Origin of the sequence: Kaistella flava (ex Peng et al. 2021) (genome assembly GCF_015191005.1) — a bacterium.
Taxonomy (GTDB): domain Bacteria; phylum Bacteroidota; class Bacteroidia; order Flavobacteriales; family Weeksellaceae; genus Kaistella; species Kaistella flava.
Map to the genome: position 1 here is coordinate 511,430 of NZ_CP040442.1, position 12,251 is coordinate 523,680.

At 34.2% G+C, this 12,251-nt stretch carries 14 protein-coding genes; 8 read left to right on the top strand and 6 right to left on the bottom strand.

Translation table 11 applies throughout. The features are described from left to right. Position 1: 1 nt before the first annotated feature. Positions 2-1,471: a phytoene desaturase family protein gene (locus Q73A0000_RS02295; protein ID WP_193812481.1), complete on the bottom strand. Its 1,470-nt coding sequence runs from the start codon at positions 1,469-1,471 to the stop codon at positions 2-4. Positions 1,472-1,558: 87 nt separating this feature from the next. Here Q73A0000_RS02295 and Q73A0000_RS02300 point away from each other — a divergent pair, with 87 nt between their 5' ends. The 8 genes from Q73A0000_RS02300 to Q73A0000_RS02335 are packed head-to-tail and all read left to right on the top strand — an operon-like array spanning position 1,559 to position 7,267. Further along, a complete protein-coding gene (locus tag Q73A0000_RS02300; RefSeq protein WP_193812482.1) occupies positions 1,559-2,224 on the top strand; it encodes a TetR family transcriptional regulator C-terminal domain-containing protein in 666 nt (221 codons plus the stop codon). Then, positions 2,224-3,537 carry an ABC1 kinase family protein gene (locus tag Q73A0000_RS02305; RefSeq protein WP_193812483.1) on the top strand — a complete coding sequence of 438 codons (1,314 nt, stop codon included), beginning with the start codon at positions 2,224-2,226 and terminating at the stop codon, positions 3,535-3,537. Before Q73A0000_RS02300 ends, Q73A0000_RS02305 begins: the two co-directional genes overlap by 1 nt. A gap of 41 nt (positions 3,538-3,578) precedes the next feature. Beyond that, a complete protein-coding gene (locus tag Q73A0000_RS02310) occupies positions 3,579-3,815 on the top strand; it encodes a TIGR03643 family protein (protein ID WP_193813631.1) in 237 nt (78 codons plus the stop codon). Continuing rightward, positions 3,745-4,440, top strand: coding sequence for a flavin reductase family protein (locus Q73A0000_RS02315; protein ID WP_208458798.1), 696 nt, complete (start codon positions 3,745-3,747; stop codon positions 4,438-4,440). Before Q73A0000_RS02310 ends, Q73A0000_RS02315 begins: the two co-directional genes overlap by 71 nt. 18 nt (positions 4,441-4,458) lie before the next feature. Next, positions 4,459-4,599, top strand: a complete 141-nt coding sequence (locus tag Q73A0000_RS02320) for a DUF2256 domain-containing protein (RefSeq protein WP_193812484.1) — start codon at positions 4,459-4,461, stop codon at positions 4,597-4,599. A 15-nt stretch (positions 4,600-4,614) separates the two neighbouring features. Then, positions 4,615-5,310 carry an SDR family NAD(P)-dependent oxidoreductase gene (locus tag Q73A0000_RS02325; RefSeq protein ID WP_193812485.1) on the top strand — a complete coding sequence of 232 codons (696 nt, stop codon included), beginning with the start codon at positions 4,615-4,617 and terminating at the stop codon, positions 5,308-5,310. Between the two features lie 6 nt (positions 5,311-5,316). Next, positions 5,317-5,967, top strand: a complete 651-nt coding sequence (locus Q73A0000_RS02330) for a MarR family winged helix-turn-helix transcriptional regulator (protein WP_193812486.1) — start codon at positions 5,317-5,319, stop codon at positions 5,965-5,967. Further along, a complete protein-coding gene (locus Q73A0000_RS02335) occupies positions 5,960-7,267 on the top strand; it encodes a cryptochrome/photolyase family protein (RefSeq protein ID WP_193812487.1) in 1,308 nt (435 codons plus the stop codon). Before Q73A0000_RS02330 ends, Q73A0000_RS02335 begins: the two co-directional genes overlap by 8 nt. A 19-nt stretch (positions 7,268-7,286) precedes the next feature. Here the strand turns inward: Q73A0000_RS02335 and Q73A0000_RS02340 are convergent, their stop codons facing one another. The 5 genes from Q73A0000_RS02340 to Q73A0000_RS02360 all read right to left on the bottom strand — a co-directional run bounded on the left by Q73A0000_RS02340 (position 7,287) and on the right by Q73A0000_RS02360 (position 12,251). Further along, positions 7,287-8,138, bottom strand: a complete 852-nt coding sequence (locus Q73A0000_RS02340) for a diacylglycerol/lipid kinase family protein (protein ID WP_193812488.1) — start codon at positions 8,136-8,138, stop codon at positions 7,287-7,289. 53 nt (positions 8,139-8,191) lie between these two features. After that, positions 8,192-8,998 (bottom strand): RsiV family protein, encoded by an 807-nt coding sequence (locus Q73A0000_RS02345; RefSeq protein WP_193812489.1) that lies wholly within the window; start codon positions 8,996-8,998, stop codon positions 8,192-8,194. A gap of 103 nt (positions 8,999-9,101) precedes the next feature. Then, positions 9,102-9,527, bottom strand: coding sequence for a DUF5684 domain-containing protein (locus tag Q73A0000_RS02350; RefSeq protein ID WP_193812490.1), 426 nt, complete (start codon positions 9,525-9,527; stop codon positions 9,102-9,104). Between the two features lie 146 nt (positions 9,528-9,673). After that, the gene (gene gyrB / locus Q73A0000_RS02355) at positions 9,674-11,608 is read right to left on the bottom strand and encodes a DNA topoisomerase (ATP-hydrolyzing) subunit B (RefSeq protein ID WP_193812491.1); all 1,935 of its coding nucleotides are present in this window, start codon (positions 11,606-11,608) and stop codon (positions 9,674-9,676) included. Positions 11,609-11,834: 226 nt separating this feature from the next. Then, complete coding sequence (locus Q73A0000_RS02360) at positions 11,835-12,251, bottom strand: OsmC family protein (protein WP_193812492.1); 417 nt, start codon at positions 12,249-12,251, stop codon at positions 11,835-11,837.

Sequence of the window (12,251 nt, forward strand, 5' to 3'; positions counted from 1 at the left end):
GTTAGAATATTTTGTTTTGATTTTTAATAATATAATCTGTCACTACTTTTCCGGAGATTAAAGCGGGCGGAACTCCTGGTCCTGGAACAGTTAATTGTCCCGTATAAAATAGATTTTTAATTTTTTTATTACTGATACTTGGTCTTAAAATAGAAGTCTGCAATAAAGTGTTGGCTAAGCCGTAAGCATTGCCACGACAAGAATTATACCGCTCTTTGAAATCTTGCACGCCAAAACTTTTCTTGAATAAAACTGAACTCCTTAAGTCGACACCGATGTTTTTCTGAACACGATCCATAATCAATTCAAAATAGCGATCATGAATTTCCTGATTGTCTTCTAAATCAACGGCCACAGGAATTAAGAAGAATCCAACTTCCTTTCCTTCCGGACATAAATCTAAATCGGTTTTTGAAGAGAAATTAGCGTAGAACAAAGGTTTCTTTGGCAACTTCGGTTCATCGTAAATATCCACTGCGTGTTGTCCGAAATCGGTATCAAAAAATAAATTGTGATGTTGAAGTTCCGGAACTTTTTTATCAAAGGCTACATAATATAAGAAGGAAGACGGCGCAAAAACTTTCTTTTGCCAATATTCATCGTTATAATTTTTCTCTTCTTTTTTTAATAACTTTTCGGTGTGCGCATAATCTGCTCCAGAAATAACCAAATCTGCCTCAAAAGAATTAGTAGTTGTAATAATTTTTTTTGCTTTATTATTTTCAGTTTGAATTTCTAGAACATTTTGATTAATGTGAAATTCAACGCCCAATTCTTTTGCTAGTTTTACCATTCCCATCGCAACAGCATTGAAACCTCCTTTTGGATACCAAGTTCCCAAACCGAAATCGGCGTGATTCATGAAGTTATAAAACGCTGGTGTATTCTGAGGTTTTGCTCCTAAAAATAAAACCGGAAATTCTAATATACTTTGCAGTTTTGGATTCTTTATATTCTTACGAACGGTTTGTGAAATATTTTGAACAAACAGATTTAATCGAGTTGCAGTTTCTAAACTCACTAATTCTAATAGCGATTTTCCAGGATTATAAACCAAATCTGTCATGGCGATTTCATAATTCTTGCGGGAATCTTCCATGAATTTTCGCAGATGTTTTCCACTTCCAGGTTCTACTTCTTCAAATTTAGCAATGATTTTCTCTGGTTCATCAGAAATATCGATGTAATCATCTTTCCCGAAAACGACTCTGTAACCGGGCGATAACTTCTTTAATTCATAATAATCAGAAACTTTTTTACCAAAATCTGCAAAGAATCTTTCAAAAATATCTGGCATCCAATACCAACTTGGTCCCATGTCAAATTTAAATCCGTCGATTTCCAGCATTGAAGCACGACCGCCTAACTGTTCATTTTTTTCTAAAACCTGAACAGAATAGCCTGCTTGAGCCATATAACAGGCAGAAGCAATTGCAGAAAATCCGGAACCGATAATGATTACTTTTTTCATCTCTTTTAATAATGGAACAAAACTATACTTTTATTTTTAAAATAGAAAATATATTTACTAAATTTGTGCTTTAATTTAAACCAAGATATGAAAAATACAGAAGTAACGCAGGAAAAAATTTTAGACCTTTACTCTAAATATGTCTTAAGAAATAATAAAAAACCGCTGAATGTTTTCACTTTTTGCGATGATCATGAAATAAGTGAATCCGAATTTTATTTCTACTATGCGAATTTCGATCAGTTGGAAGCAGATTATCTTAAATATTTTATGCAGCAAAGTTTACTCCTTATATCTAACGAGGAGAATTATGAAGAAGATGACGCCAAAACAAAAATGTTGTCCTTCTATTTTACCTTTTTTGAACAGTTGACGATTAATAGAAGTTTGGTGATTTACCTTATCGGTTCTGACAAAAATAATTTGGACAATCTTAAAAAATTATGGTCACTGAAAAAAGAGTTTCAGCAGTTTATCAGGTCATTAGATATCTCTGAACCTTTAATGGAAAGTCAAAATGAAAATATGGCGAAAATGGAACGCTTTAAAAATAAAGGAATCGAAGAATTATATTGGGGACATTTTCTCACCACACTTAAATTTTGGATAGAAGATACCAGTTCGAACTTTGAGAAAACCGATATTTTTATTGAGAAATCAGTCGACACGAGTTTTGAACTTTTTGAAATAAAACCTTTGAAGAAATTAATCGATTTAGGAAAATTTCTCTTTAATGAAGTAAAAAACAAATAATGAAAACATTAGATAAAATCCCAACGAGTAAAATCCAGCGTGCCAGTAAATTGATTTCTACGGGTGCAAAAGTTGGCGTTAATTACTTGAAATATTACGGTGAAAAAATCACGAAAACAGAAGACGAAGCCAAGGAAAATTTAAATAAAAATAACGCTACAGATATCTATGACAGTTTAAAAGAACTGAAAGGAAGCGCGTTGAAAGTTGCCCAAATGTTGAGCATGGAAAAAAATATTTTGCCCGCTGCTTATGTGGAAAAATTTTCTTTGTCCCAGTTTCAGGTTCCGCCACTTTCTGCGCCTTTGGTGACCAAGATTTTCAAGACGTATTTTGGAAAAAAGCCGACCGAACTTTTTGACGATTTTGAAGCGAATTCGACGAATGCTGCAAGTATTGGTCAAGTTCATAAAGCCATGAAAGATGGTAAAGAATTGGCGGTGAAAATTCAGTATCCTGGAGTTTCCGACAGTATCTCTTCTGACTTGGCGATGGTAAAACCGATTGCGATGAAGATGTTTAATATTAAAGGAAAAAATTCTGATCAATATTTTAAGGAAGTTGAAGATAAACTGTTGGAAGAAACCGATTATAATTTAGAAATCAAGCAAAGTTTAGAGATTAGAAAGAGTTGTGAGAATTTGCCAAATCTGGCTTTTCCAAATTATTATCCGCAATATTCCAACGACCGAATTATCACCATGGACTGGATGCACGGAATCCATCTTTCGACTTTTTGTTCAGCGAATAAGGATCCTAAATTAGCGAATCAAGTTGGACAAGCCTTGTGGGATTTCTACATGTTTCAGATTCACAAGTTAAGAAAAGTTCATGCTGATCCGCATCCGGGAAATTTCTTGGTTTCTGACAACGGAACTTTAATTGCCATCGACTTTGGATGTATGAAGAGTATTCCGGAGGATTTTTACGTACCTTATTTTGAATTGGCAGTTCGGGAAAATTTAGAAAATAGAGCATTTTTAGATCAAAAATTATTAGAACTTGAAATCATCAGACTCGATGATTCGGTTGAAGAAAAAGAGTTTTTTACGCAGATTTTTTATGAATTGCTTTATTTGTTTACAACCCCTTTTCAGGAAGAAAACTTTGATTTCTCTGATGGTAAATTTTTCGAAGCCATTGCAGATCTTGGACAGAAATATGCAAAAAATACACAGATTAAAGGTAGAAATGCCAATCGTGGATCGAGACATTTTATTTATATGAACCGTACGTTTTTCGGCTTGTATAATTTGATGCACGATATCAAAGCAGAACATATTATCATTAATAATTATAAAAACTTTCAATAAAAGTGAATTTCACTGAAGTACAGATTGACCGAATTATTGAAATGGCGTGGGAAGACCGTACTCCTTTTGAAGCGATTACTTACCAATTTGATTTGGCAGAAAAAGACGTGATTGCTTTAATGAGAAAGGAGTTGAAAAGAAGTTCTTTCAATTTGTGGCGGGCCCGCGTAAATTCGGGCGTGAGTCAAAAGCATTTGCATAAAAGAAATGGTGAAATCGAAAGATTTAAATGTACGAGACAAAGAACGATTTCTGGAAATAAAATTAGCAAAAGATAAGATGCAGAACGAAGAAACAATATTGACAATCAATCATCAGGAAATTCTGGAAAGTGAAAAATTGTTCAGAACCATGTTGATTAATTCGTTGGCGGGAATTCGGCAAGTTGTTTTAATTGGAACCAAGTCGAAAAGCGGCCAGGAGAACTTATCGATTTTCAGTTCATTGATTCATTTGGGAGCACGTCCGCCCTTGTTTGGTTTAATTTCAAGACCGGATTCTGTGGAACGAGATACTTTAGAAAACATCAGAGAAACCGGAAGTTATACGATCAATTTTATTCATAAGGATTTTGTGAAACAAGCGCATCAAACTTCGGCGCGCTATCCGAAAGAAGTTTCTGAGTTTGCTGCTGTAGGTTTAACACCGGAATATGTAGAAAATTGCTTTTCTCCCTTTGTAGAAGAAGCAGAAATTAAAGTTGAAATGAAACTGCAGCAGGTTTTAGACATCGAAATAAATAATACCAAAATGATTATTGGAAGTATCGAATGTGTGCATATTCCCAAAAGTAGATTAGCAGAAGATGGATTGGTAAAACCAACTGATTTACTTTTAAGCGGCGGTTTAGATGCTTATTATACCAGTGAATTTATAGAGCAATTACCGTATGCAAAGCCGTAACTTTACTTTTTACTTCTAATGAAAAATGTTAAAAAGGAACATTTTCCAACAAAGATTTGTCCGGTTTGTAACCGAAGTTTTTCCTGGCGTAAAAAGTGGGAAAAAGATTGGGAGCAAGTAAAGTATTGTAGTGAAAAATGTAAAAAGAATAAACCATAAATAACGATTATCACCATGAGAAATATACTGATTGTCGGCGCCGGAAAAGGAATTGGATTGAAATCTGCAGAACTTTTAAAAGATGAAAACCTCTTCACGATTTCCAGGAACTCGACACCCGAATTAGAAAGTTTAGGAACTCACTTTTTTCAGTTAGATGTTTCTACGGATGATCTAAGTGAAGTATCTTTGCCCGACGAATTGCACGGCGTTGTTTTTTGTCCGGGATCGATTAATTTGAAACCATTTAATCGTTTGTCAGAAGCAGATTTTTTGGCAGATTTTAATAAGAATTTTATGGGTGCGGTAAGAATTATTATGAAATGTTTGCCAGCTTTAAAGAAATCGAAATCGGCGAGTATCGTTCTTTTTTCAACCGTTGCGGTAAAAGTAGGAATGCCTTTTCATACATCAATTGCTGCAAGTAAAGGTGCGATTGAAGGTTTTGCAAAGAGTTTGGCGGCGGAATTAGCGATATCAAATATTCGGGTTAATGTAATTGCGCCATCGCTTTCTGATACTTCTTTAGCGGCGCAACTTCTTTCAACAGAGGAAAAAAGAATAGCGTCAGCAAAAAGACATCCTTTGCAAAGAGTAGGTCTGCCGGAAGATAGCGCCAACATGGTCGAGTTTCTGCTTTCAGATAAAAGCTCTTGGATGACGGGACAAATTATAGGAATTGATGGTGGTTTAGGAAATATAAAACTGTAGAAAAAAATGGAATTAAATTTAATTATTGAGATATTAAAAGAACTGGATTCTTTTCAAAAACTTCAGCCGGGAAGTCAAAAGAGTTTGGAGGATTTCAGAATGTATCTGAATGAGAAAGCCTACGAAAATGAAACACCCAGAAATTTAACCGAGAAGTTTGATTTGAAAGTTAATGATCTTGAAAACGAAATTGCGAAGCAGGTCATTATGCTTGGAAGATATTCTAAACAGTTGATTCGTAAATCTTTGGAGAATAATCCTAATTTGGTGAATGAAGATTTTACCTATCTTTTTAGAATGATGGATTATTCGTCGCTGACCAAAATGCAGCTGATCGAAAAAAACGCACACGAAAAACAAACAGGTATTGAGATTATAAAAAGATTGGTTAAAAATGGTCTTTTAGTCGAAAGTCCTGATTTAAATGATAAAAGAAGTACGCGGATTTCTGTGACGGAAAAAGGGAAAACCGTTTTCCTGGAATCGATGAAAGATATTACAATCGTTTCTAAAATTATGTGTGGAAAATTGAATGAGGAAGAAAAAGAAAACTTGCTGATTTATTTGAAAAAACTCAACACTTTTCACCATACCGTTTATACCAATTTTAAAAATGAAGAATTAGTAAAGATTCTTCAAATGGTTGATTATGACTAATAAAATTTCAATTTTTTGGTTTCGAAGAGATTTAAGATTGGCTGATAATCACGGATTATTTAAAGCTTTAGAATCTTCTGAAAACGTTCTGCCTATTTTTATTTTCGACACCGAAATTCTTTCGAAACTTGAAAATAAAGAAGATCGACGAGTTGATTTTATTGTTCAGGTTTTGCAGATTCTAAATCAGTTTTTAGAGAAATCTGGGAAATCGATTAGGATTCTTTATGGTAAACCTTTAGATGTTTTTAAAGAACTTACTGAAAATTATGACATAGAAAACGTTTTCTGTAATGAAGATTATGAACCTTCTGCCATCAAAAGAGATCAGGAAATTTCAGATTTCTTAAGTCAAAAAAATATTGGATTTCAGTCTTTTAAAGATCAGGTTCATTTTCATAAAGATGATATTTTAAAATCTGATGGAACACCTTATACGATCTATACGCCGTATTCAAAGCAATGGCTAAAAAAGTTTAGTGATGAAGAAGAGGAGTCTTATCCAAGTGAGAAACTCCTTCATCATTTAATTGATGTTGAAAAACAGGAAATTTCTTTAGGAAAAATTGGGTTCATAAAAACGGATTACAAATTTGTTGCTCCTAAAATTAATCGTGAAATTTTAAAGACTTATCACGAAACCCGAAATTTTCCAACAACACCAACTTCTGAAATGAGCGTTCATCTTCGTTTTGGTACAATCTCTGTTCGGAAATTGGCTGCTGAAGCAACAAAGTTGAATGAAACTTATTTGAAAGAATTGATTTGGAGAGAGTTTTTCATGCAGATTCTCTATCATTTTCCAAAGGTCGTCAATGAATCTTTTAAGCGTAAATACGATAATATTTCGTGGTTATATGACGAAGAACTTTTGAAAAAATGGCAGGAAGGAAAAACTGGATATCCGATTGTTGATGCAGGAATGCGGGAACTCAACGAAACTGGATTGATGCACAATAGAGTTCGAATGGTTTGCGCGAGTTTTTTCACCAAACATCTTTTAATGCATTGGCGAATCGGTGAAGCTTATTTTGCTGAAAAATTATTGGATTACGATTTATCTGCGAATAATGGAAACTGGCAGTGGAGTGCAGGAACAGGTTGTGATTCCGCGCCTTACTTTAGAGTTTTTAACCCAGAAGAACAGCAGAAGAAATTCGATCCTGAATTTAAATATATTAAAAAATGGGTCAAAGAATTCGGAACAAAAGATTATCCACAACCGATTGTTGAACACAAATTTGCCAGATTGAGAGCTTTGGAAACTTATAAAAAAGGATTACAGGAACAGGATTTTTAAATCTGTTATTTTAAAAACTTTAAATAAGAATTTTTAAGCTTTTGGGCAAAACTTTAATATGAATAGGAGAGTCGATTTCATTGTATTCTCCGTCCAAATGCCAGTCTTGGGTATCAACTGTAAATTCGATTTCCGGAACAGAAAGGTAAGTGACGTACTGATCTTCTTTTAAACTTTTAGAAAACATACGAGCAGCGAAAAGAGCTCCGTAATACAACGGAAATTTCTTTACTAAAACAATTTCTGCCAAGCCGTCGATCGTACTTGCGTGAGGTGCGATATACGCGTTGTTTCCGAACTGACGAGTATTTGCAACGTTTAACATTAAATATTCGCCGTCGTGTTTCTTAAACTCTTCTGAGGAAAATTTCACCTTAATCGGTTTATAACTAAAGAAAGTCTTTATCGATACTTGAATATAGTTTTTAAAACCTCGACTTGTTTTTTCAAATTGCTTCACTACTTTTCCGTCAAAACCTGTTCCTGAAACGTTGATGGACAGTTTATCGTTAACTTTGAAAGTGTCAATTTCTCGCCATTTCTTAGCTTTAATTTTATCTAAAAGTTCTTCTAAATTTTTAGAAAAATTGTTTTCATTTGAAAATCCATTCCCAGAACCTGCTGGGAAAATCGCCAGAATTTTGCCGGTATTAATCAATCTTTTGGCTACAGAAGAAATAGTTCCATCGCCGCCTACTGCTACAAATACATCAGTTTTATAAAAGTTTTGTTGAATGAAATTTTCAGTTCCTTCGATTGATTCTGAAATATAGAAATTAGGATTTCTCACCGCTTTTTTTAGCGAATCAAGAAATGGCTGATAGTTTTTCTTTGCAGAGAAAGGATTGATGATAAAGGCAACGTTTTCCATAGTTGGCAAAAATAGAGAAAAGCAGTTGATTAAAACTGCTTTCTTGAAAATTATTATAAACCTTGACGACGAATGAATTCATCTGCCAAAAGTGGTTTGATATCAGAAAGTGGAATTTTAATTAAAACGGTGCCGGCAGCATACGCTGTAATTTCGTATTGGTTATAAAGGAAATATAAATACTCCTTATCAAAATAAAAGTTATTATTGAGCGGAATTTCATTCACCAAAAGCATTTCTACTTGTCCTTTGTCGCCATCGTTTTGGGTGAAATTATCCATTAAGATAGGATTCCAGATTTTAGAATCTTGGTTGGAAACGATATCTTCTAAGTGAACGGTTTTGTTGTTTTTAAGATCAAAAACTTTGTAGTTTTCATAATAATATCCATGTGCGCCGCCGGTATAACCATCACCAGTATATTGAATCGTCAAAAAGTCGTTCTCCTTTGAGAATACTTTCATGTGCGAATTATTATCCCAGTTTTGTGCAAATTCTGGTTTATAATCTTTCAAGCTTTCTTTTTCTTCGTCAAAGAATTCTTGCTTCTTTTGATCTAAGGCTGCGGTAAGATTGGTTTTGGAATAATCAGCTAAGTGAATCTTCTTTGGTGCATAAATGGAATCTAAAAGCGCTTTATTTTTAATAGTCGGAAAGGCTAATATTTTGGACTGAAAATGAAGCGTTAGATTTTTATCAATTTTTAAAGAATCATTCACTTTAATTGAATCAGCCGAGAAGTGATCGGCTTTGGTGATTTGTTCGCCTTTATCTTTTAAACTTTCTGCGGAAGTTTTGGTTTTGTCGCAACTGACGAATGCGATTGAAAATAGGATTGATAAGGCTAAGAAATTTTTCATGCTGAAATTTAGTAAAATTATTAATGTTGTTGAATTTAGTAAAACTAGAGTATTCAAAAAAACCGCCAAATGGACGGTTTTTTATATAAAGTTTTAATAAATATTATTTCCTGTCATCAGGCAAAGCATTCGGGTTGTAAACAGCGTCACCGAAAGCGAGCAGTGGTAAACCTATAAATGATAATACGACCAAAAGTATCGTCATTAAAATATCTTTGCCGAAAAACTTCGATAAGCGATCTGCTATGATAATTGAAAAAATAATATTAACAAATGGAATCAACAAAAGAATAAACCACCAAATGGGTTTTTTAACAATATCAAGTAATACAATCGTGTTATAAATGGGAATAAATGCTGCCCAAGCATCTTCTCTTCCTGCTTTTTGAAAAATCTTGTAAAGACAGAATGAATAAAATACATAGAAAATCAAAAAGAAAATCATCATCCCTAATCCCATGGCAAATGCACCAGTCGCATCTCCGGAATTCATTCCCTCATAAGGATTCATTTGTAATAAAGTCATCATAATAGTATCGTTTTTAGTTTATCAAATATATCATATTATTTTAGCAAATAAATTAAATTCTTAGATAATGACAGTTAGTTCTATTAATATCATAAAAAAAGCTGCTCAAATCATTGAACAGCTTTTTACTAAATTTTTAGATATAATTAAACATCGATTTTTGCATAGATTGCATTTTTCTCAATGAATGCTCTTCTTGGTGGCACTTCGTCACCCATTAACATAGAAAATACATTATCTGCTTCTGCCAGATTTTCAATCGCAATTTGCTTTAGCATTCTTTTTTCTGGATTAAGAGTCGTATCCCAAAGTTGTTCTGGGTTCATTTCCCCAAGACCTTTGTAACGCTGAACTTCAACACCTTTTCCATCTGGAGACATTTCCAAAGTGATTTCTTCACGCTCTTTTTCATTATAAGCATAAACTTTTTTATTTCCTTTTTTCAGTAAATACAAAGGAGGTTGTGCAATATAAATATATCCATTCTCGATGAGCTCCTTCATGTATCTAAAGAAAAACGTCATAATTAAAGTGGCAATGTGAGCACCGTCAATATCGGCATCACACATAATCACAATTTTATGATATCTCAATTTAGCAATATTCAACGCTTTGCTGTCTTCTTCAGTTCCTACAGAAACTCCGAGAGCAGTATAAATATTTTTAATCTCTTCGTTGTCGTACACTTTATGAAGCATTGATTTCTCAACATTCAAAATTTTACCACGTAAAGGAAGGATTGCTTGGAAATGACGGTCACGACCTTGCTTAGCTGTTCCACCTGCCGAATCTCCCTCGACTAAGAATAGTTCGGAAATTGCCGGGTCTTTAGAAGAACAGTCAGAAAGTTTTCCTGGAAGTCCACTTCCTCCCATTGGGGATTTACGCTGAACAAGCTCTCTTGCTTTTTTCGCTGCCTGTCTTGCTTTTGCTGCAAGAACAACTTTTTGAACGATTAATTTTGCTTCGTTCGGATTTTCTTCCAAGAAATTAGAAAGCATTTCTCCTACGATTTTATCAACCGCACCAGAAACTTCTGAGTTTCCTAATTTCGTTTTGGTTTGTCCTTCAAACTGAGGTTCCATTACTTTTACAGAAATCACCGCAGTTAAACCTTCACGGAAATCATCTCCGGTAACTTCTACTTTTTCTTTGGCCGGAAGTCCTAATTCATCCGCAAATTTCTTCAGCGTTCTTGTCAGTGCTCTTCTGAAACCTGCAAGGTGAGTTCCACCTTCATGAGTATTAATATTATTAACGTAAGAGTGTAGATTTTCTGTGTAAGAAGTGTTGTATCTCATCGCAACTTCTACTGGAATACTGTCTTTTTCACCTTCCATGAAGATGACATTATTCATAATGCTTTCACGGTTTCCGTCGATATATTCAACAAACTCCTTCAAACCGCCTTCAGAGTGGAAAGTATCATGTTTTTCAACGCCTTCTTCATCCACAAATCTTTCATCTGTTAAAGTGATTGTAATCCCTTTATTCAAATAAGAAAGTTCTCGAAGTCTGCTCGCTAAAGTATCATAGTTATAAATCAATTCCTGGAAAATGGTATCATCGGGCTGAAAGAAAACTTCTGTTCCTCTTTCCGTAGTTGTTCCAATTTCTTCTACATCTGCCAACGCTTTTCCTTTGGAATATTTTTGTTGGTAAACTTTACCATCTTTATAAACAGTCGCGATCAGCGAATTAGAAAGTGCATTCACACAAGAAACCCCAACACCGTGTAATCCACCAGAAACTTTATAAGAATCTTTGTCGAATTTTCCACCAGCACCAATCTTGGTCATTACTACCTCAAGAGCAGATTTTTGCTCTTTCTCGTGAAAATCAACCGGAATACCACGACCATTATCTTTTACAGAAATTGACTCGCCTTTGTGAATGATTACAGAAATCATGTCACAATGTCCTGCTAAGGCTTCATCAATAGAGTTGTCGATTACTTCATATACTAAATGATGCAGACCTCTTAATCCAACATCACCAATGTACATTGATGGACGCATTCTCACGTGTTCCATCCCTTCCAGTGCTTGTATGCTACTCGCGGTATATTCTTTTTGGCTCATATTTTTATTATTCATCAAAGCAATTGAGCTTCGACATTTTAATATATTTAAATTAAAATTTTGCTGAGAAACAGAGAGTTGATTCTCTATTTCAAAAGGCTAACAAAGATACTGAATTTGGTCCGAATATGAAAGTTAACGAAGTCATAAAATTGGAGTGTTTTTCCATAAAAAAATCCTCAAAATGATGAGGATTTTTAAATAGATATTAACTTTTATTTTCTTGTTAAACTAAAGTTGCTTCAACTTTGATTTCGGTATTCAACAATTTAGAAATCGGACAGTTTTTTTCTGCATCAGCAACTAATATATCAAATTTTTCTTTAGAAATTCCTGGAACTTTTGCCATCAAAGTCAACATTGATTCCGTTATTTTTCCTTCTTTTGGATCTAAATTTATGACGCACTTAGTTTCTAAATTTTCAGCTTTAAAACCGGCTTCATCGATTTTGAAAGATAAAGCCATCGCGAAACAACCGGCATGGGCTGCAGCGATTAATTCTTCGGGATTTGTTCCTACACCTTCTTCAAAACGAGAGCTGTAAGAATATTGTGTTTGGTTCAAAGTCGTGCTTTGAGTGGTTAAATTTCCTTTTCCATCTTTGCCTGAACCTTGCCAAATGGCTGTTGCATTTCTTTTCAT

Bases quoted from the DNA above. Each gene is read 5' to 3' on its own strand.
- Q73A0000_RS02320 (WP_193812484.1), top strand. From the start codon at position 4,459: ATGAAAAATGTTAAAAAGGAACATTTTCCAACAAAGATTTGTCCGGTT.
- Q73A0000_RS02360 (WP_193812492.1), bottom strand. From the start codon at position 12,251: ATGAAAAGAAATGCAACAGCCATTTGGCAAGGTTCAGGCAAAGATGGA.
- gyrB (WP_193812491.1), bottom strand. From the start codon at position 11,608: ATGAGCCAAAAAGAATATACCGCGAGTAGCATACAAGCACTGGAAGGG.
- Q73A0000_RS02350 (WP_193812490.1), bottom strand. From the start codon at position 9,527: ATGATGACTTTATTACAAATGAATCCTTATGAGGGAATGAATTCCGGA.
- Q73A0000_RS02310 (WP_193813631.1), top strand. From the start codon at position 3,579: ATGGCGTGGGAAGACCGTACTCCTTTTGAAGCGATTACTTACCAATTT.
- Q73A0000_RS02340 (WP_193812488.1), bottom strand. From the start codon at position 8,138: ATGGAAAACGTTGCCTTTATCATCAATCCTTTCTCTGCAAAGAAAAAC.
- Q73A0000_RS02330 (WP_193812486.1), top strand. From the start codon at position 5,317: ATGGAATTAAATTTAATTATTGAGATATTAAAAGAACTGGATTCTTTT.
- Q73A0000_RS02315 (WP_208458798.1), top strand. From the start codon at position 3,745: ATGGTGAAATCGAAAGATTTAAATGTACGAGACAAAGAACGATTTCTG.
- Q73A0000_RS02305 (WP_193812483.1), top strand. From the start codon at position 2,224: ATGAAAACATTAGATAAAATCCCAACGAGTAAAATCCAGCGTGCCAGT.
- Q73A0000_RS02295 (WP_193812481.1), bottom strand. From the start codon at position 1,471: ATGAAAAAAGTAATCATTATCGGTTCCGGATTTTCTGCAATTGCTTCT.
- Q73A0000_RS02300 (WP_193812482.1), top strand. From the start codon at position 1,559: ATGAAAAATACAGAAGTAACGCAGGAAAAAATTTTAGACCTTTACTCT.
- Q73A0000_RS02325 (WP_193812485.1), top strand. From the start codon at position 4,615: ATGAGAAATATACTGATTGTCGGCGCCGGAAAAGGAATTGGATTGAAA.
- Q73A0000_RS02335 (WP_193812487.1), top strand. From the start codon at position 5,960: ATGACTAATAAAATTTCAATTTTTTGGTTTCGAAGAGATTTAAGATTG.
- Q73A0000_RS02345 (WP_193812489.1), bottom strand. From the start codon at position 8,998: ATGAAAAATTTCTTAGCCTTATCAATCCTATTTTCAATCGCATTCGTC.